The sequence below is a fragment of the Chitinimonas sp. genome (genome assembly GCF_041904975.1).
Classification (GTDB): domain Bacteria; phylum Pseudomonadota; class Gammaproteobacteria; order Burkholderiales; family Chitinimonadaceae; genus Chitinimonas.
Genome location: NZ_JAYRLZ010000309.1, coordinates 1 through 4,646, shown reverse-complemented (window position 1 = coordinate 4,646; position 4,646 = coordinate 1). Strand labels below are relative to the sequence as shown.

Genomic DNA, 4,646 nt, shown 5'->3' with positions numbered 1-4,646 from the left:
ATGCGGCCAGCAGCACCAGGACGCAGCGGTAGTCGATACGCATCAGCTATTCTCCCTGGCTGCCGATTCTCACTGTGGCGGGCAGCCTGCAAGCCAATATAGCGCTCTCGCGGCCGGACTCAAGCGAGCGCACGCAGCGGCGCGGTCTGCAAGGCGCGACGCAATAGGGGGCTGGCGGCAAGGCGGGCGGCCAGGCCACCGCCGAACAAGCCGACCGGCAGCAGCCACCACGATGGTTGTACCGGCAGGTTGAACAGCAGGCGGGCGGTCAGCGCGCCCATGGCAAGTGCAGCACTGGCTGCAAGCAAACCGGCAAAACCGCCGATCAGCAGCAGCTCGGCGCTGACCGCCTGATTCACCAGGGCGCGACTGGCGCCAAGTGTGCGCAGGATCGCCACTTCCTGTTTGCGCTCGTCATGGGTGGCAAGGGTGGCGGCATACAGCACCACCAGGCCGGCCGCCAGGCTGAAGGCGAACACCACCTCGACTGCGGTCATCACCCGCTCCAGCACCTTGCGCACTTCACCGACAATGGTCGAGACATCGACCACGGTCACATTGTTGAAGTCGCGTGCCAGCCGGTTGGCAAAGCTGGCGTGTTGCTCGTCCAGATGGAAGCTGGTGACATAACTGGCCGGTTGTTTTTCCAGCAAGGCGCGGGTGCCGACCACGAAGAAGTTGACGCGGAACGAATCCCAGCTGACCTTGCGCAGCGCCAGCACCGGTGCGGTATAGCGGCTGCCGGCAATATCGAAGATCAAATTGTCACCAAGCTTGATGCCGAGCGTCTTGGCCAGCTCGGCTTCGACCGCCCAGCCGGGCTGATCCTGATCGAGTGCCTGGCCGGCAATCACCCGGTTGTCATTGCGCGGCGGCGCCCCCCAGGACAGATTGAATTCGCGTTCCGCCAGGCGCTTGGCATTGTCGTCGCTATAACGGTCGGCGCTGACCGCACGGCCATCGATGGACATCAGTCGGGCGCGGATCATCGGCTCGAACGCCGGCACCGGCAGGCCGGCGCTGCGAAACGCTTCGGCCAGCGGCGCCCGCTGCTCGGGCTGGATATTGATGACAAAACGATTGGGCGCATCGGCCGGCAGCGAGCGCTGCCAGGCGCCGAGCAGATCATTGCGCACCACGGTGAGCAACAGCAGGGCCATCATGCCGATGGACAAGGCCACCACCTGGGCGACGCTCAGGCCGCGCCGTCTTGCAACATTGGCAAGGCCAAAGCGCCAGCCGGCGCTGCCGGGCAGCGGCAGCTTGGGCACCAGCCATACCAGCAGCCAGGCAGCTAGCAGGGCCAGCAGCAAGGCTGCAGAAAAACCACCCAGGGCCAGCGCCGCCAGTTTGAATTCGCCCGCCTGCCAGGCAATCAGCCCGGCCAGCGCCATGGCGCCGAGGCTGCCGGTGAGCAGGGCATTGCCGGCAGGCGTGGTATCACGCCGCAGTACCCGCAAGGGCGGTACTCCGCTCAAGCGCAATAGCGGCGGCAGGCAAAAGCCCAGCAGCAGTACCAGACCCACCAGCGCACCGGCGAGGCCGGGCAGCCAGCCGGCGGCGGGCAGGGTGGCATCGAACAGGCTGCCCAAGGTCTGCGACAGGGCGAACTGTGCCAGCCAGCCCAGCGCTACGCCGGTCGAAATGGCCAACAGCCCCATCATCAGATATTGCTGCAGGAATAGCGCCATGATGCGGCGCTGGCTCTGCCCGAGGGTGCGCAGCAAGGCCACCGTATTGAGCTGCCGCTCCACATAGCGGCGGGCCGCCAGCGACATGGCGGCGGCGGCCAGAAATACCCCCATCAGGGCGGAAAGATGCAGAAAGCGGCCGGCCCGCTCCAGCGCGGTGCGCAATTCCGGCCGTGCTTCGCGCACATCCTCCAGCCGCTGGCCGCGATCGAGCTTGGGCTGCATCCAGCCGCGCAGGGCGTCTACCTGCTGCGGGTCGCCGGCGGCCAGCAGCCGGTAGCGGATGCGGCTGCCGCGCTGGATCAGGCCGGTGGCGGCCAGGTCGGCCTGGTTGAACATTAGCCGTGGTACCACATTGAAGACATCGAGCGCCGCATCGGGTTCGCGCACCAGCACCGCCGCCAGCGTCAGGCGGGTGGCGCCGACTTCGATGCTGGCGCCCGGCTTCAGCCCGAGCGCATCGAACAGGCGTTGGTCGGCCCAGGCCTGGCCCGGTGGCGGTGCGCCAACCGCGACTTCGGTCTGGCCACGCTGGATCACCAGCTTGCCGCGCAGCGGGTAGCTGCTCGACACCGCCTTGAGTGCCGCCATCTGCGTCTGCTCGCCGGCGATCACCATGCTGGGAAAGCTGGTGATGGCGCCGCCGCGCATGCCATGCAGGGCAATCTGCTCGGTAAAGGCCGGCGCGATCGGGTGGTCGCTGCTCACTACCATATCGGCCGCCAGCATCTGGTTGGCTTCGCTATCGAGTGCCTGCTGTACCCGGTCGGTAAAAAAACCGACGCTGCACATGGCGGCCACCGCCACCACCAGGGCCAGGGCGATGATGCCCAATTCGCCCGCTGCCAGATCGCGCCTGAGCCAGCGCCAGGCCAGTGCCAGATTCTTCATAGCCCCTCCCGCTCGACGACCCGGCCGGCAGCCAGACGCAGGCGCATGGCACAGCGCGCCGCCAGTCGCTCGTCATGGGTGACCAAGACCAAGGTGGTGCCGGCTTCGTGGTTGAGGTCGAACAACAGCTCGATAATGCGCTTGCCGGTCTGGGTGTCGAGATTGCCGGTCGGCTCGTCGGCAAACAGCAGGCGTGGCCGGGTGACAAAGGCACGCGCCAGTGCAACCCGTTGCTGCTCGCCGCCCGATAATTCGCGTGGCCGATGCTTGAGGCGGGCGGCCAGGCCAACCCGCTCCAGCAGGGCGCGCGCCTGTTTTTGTGCATCGCGCTGGCCAGAGAGCTCCAGCGGCAGGGCGACATTGTCCAGCGCGCTCAGTGCCGGCAATAGCTGGAAGGACTGGAACACAAAGCCGACCGCCTGGCCGCGCAAGGCGGCCCGGCCATCCTCGTCGAGTTCATCGAGATATTCCCCGGCCAGCTGCACCCGCCCCCGGCTGGGACGATCCAGTCCGGCCAACAGGCCCAGCAGGGTGGACTTGCCCGAGCCGGAGGCGCCGACAATGGCGAGTGAAGCACTTTGCGGCAGGCTGAAACTGACATCGTCGAGGATGGTCAAGGTTTCCTGATCAAGGCCGACTTGCTTGCTCAGGCCCTCGGCCACCAGAATGGGCTGCATAGTCGAATCGAATTCCTGGGAGTTGGGCATGTCGCGTTTCATGATGGTGTTGGGGTGTCTGTTGATGATGGTGGCAGCAATGGCCGCCGAGTCCAAAACAATTCTGGTGTTTGGCGATAGCCTGTCGGCCGGCTACGGCCTGAAATACGGTGAAGCCTGGCCCAATCTGTTGCAGCAGCGCCTCGGGCGCGGCTGGCAGGTGGTCAATGCCAGCGTGTCGGGCGAAACCACCGCTGGCGGCCTGACCCGCCTGCCGGCTGCACTGGCAGAACACAAGCCGGCCATCGTGGTGCTGGAGCTGGGCGCCAACGATGGCCTGCGCGGCTTGCCGATCAACGCCGCCCGCCAGAACCTGGCCAGCATGATTGAAAAAAACCGCGCGGCAGGGGCCAAGACCGTGTTGATCTCCATGCAGCTACCGCCGAACTTTGGCGCCGCTTACACCAGCAAGTTCGCCGCCATGTTTGATGAACTCGCCCAACAGTACCAGCTGCCCAAGCCACCCTTTCTGTTTGAGGGTATTGCCGATCGCCCGGAATTATTCCAGGCCGATCAGCTGCACCCGGTAGCCAGCGCGCAGGCGCGCCTGCTCGACACGGTGTGGCAGGCGCTGGGCCCGCTGACCCAGCGACGCTGAAGCAGCCGATGCCATTGTTGTCCGGGCAGTTCGTGATCGGCCAGACGGATAGGACCAAGTACGCCGGCTGCCGATCAAACACGGAATAGCCAGGCTGAAATCAGCTAGCGCTGTCGCCGGGGGCGCGAGGCAGGTCTGGTATATTCCGCAAATTGCGGTTTTTCGGTATTTGTTATGCCGACATGTAAAGCGGAGAACGTGATGACCCCCTCTGACTACCTTGACCGGGCCGGCCTCGCAGCCCCGCTCGAACAGATGGCAAACTTTGTGGCCGACTACCGGCGCGTGCTGCAAACGGCAGCCCTGCCGGCCGATATCGCCAGCCTCTACCAGTACCGGGTACCCGAGCTTGGCGACAATGGCGCCTGTTCGCTGCCGGATTTGCTGGCCGATGCGCCCTATGACCTGGCGGCCACCTTGGGTGGCGTGCAAGAGGCGACCACGGCCAGGCTGGCGGCACTGCATGCCCTGGTGCAGGCGGTGGCACGCGATACCGGTTGCGGCTGGCTCGGTATCTACCAGGCGCGCGAGCTGGCGGGCGGACCTGCCTTGGTCAAGCTTGCCTATACCGGCAAGCCTAGCCGCGCCGAGTTCCCCCTGACTGCCGAGTTTGCCGCCCACTCCAACAACAGCACGGTGGGCCTGTCGGGCAAGGCGCGCCTGATCGCCAGCGTGGACGCCTATCTGGCCGAAGGTGGCGCCTACTACACCTGCGATGCCGCGGTGCAAAGCGAGGCCTGCCTGCCGCTA

General features: G+C 65.8%; 4 protein-coding genes. 2 read left to right on the top strand and 2 right to left on the bottom strand.

Annotated elements, in window-relative coordinates; genetic code table 11:
• Positions 1 to 119 precede the first annotated feature (119 nt).
• On the bottom strand, positions 120 to 2,582 hold the full coding sequence (locus ACE3OH_RS19640; protein ID WP_374357157.1) for an ABC transporter permease: 2,463 nt from the start codon (positions 2,580 to 2,582) through the stop codon (positions 120 to 122).
• Positions 2,579 to 3,259 (bottom strand): ABC transporter ATP-binding protein, encoded by a 681-nt coding sequence (locus ACE3OH_RS19635; protein WP_374357159.1) that lies wholly within the window; start codon positions 3,257 to 3,259, stop codon positions 2,579 to 2,581. The genes ACE3OH_RS19640 and ACE3OH_RS19635 overlap by 4 nt, the downstream gene beginning before the upstream one ends.
• Positions 3,260 to 3,287: 28 nt before the next feature.
• On the opposite strand from ACE3OH_RS19635, the gene ACE3OH_RS19630 reads away from it, so the two are divergent.
• Together ACE3OH_RS19630 and ACE3OH_RS19625 are read left to right on the top strand one after the other, a co-directional pair.
• Entirely contained in the window at positions 3,288 to 3,896 is a 609-nt protein-coding gene (locus ACE3OH_RS19630) for an arylesterase (RefSeq protein ID WP_374357155.1), read from the top strand.
• A 201-nt stretch (positions 3,897 to 4,097) separates the two neighbouring features.
• Positions 4,098 to 4,646, top strand: a 549-nt coding sequence (locus ACE3OH_RS19625) for a hypothetical protein (protein WP_374357153.1), incomplete at its 3' end; no start/stop codon positions are given.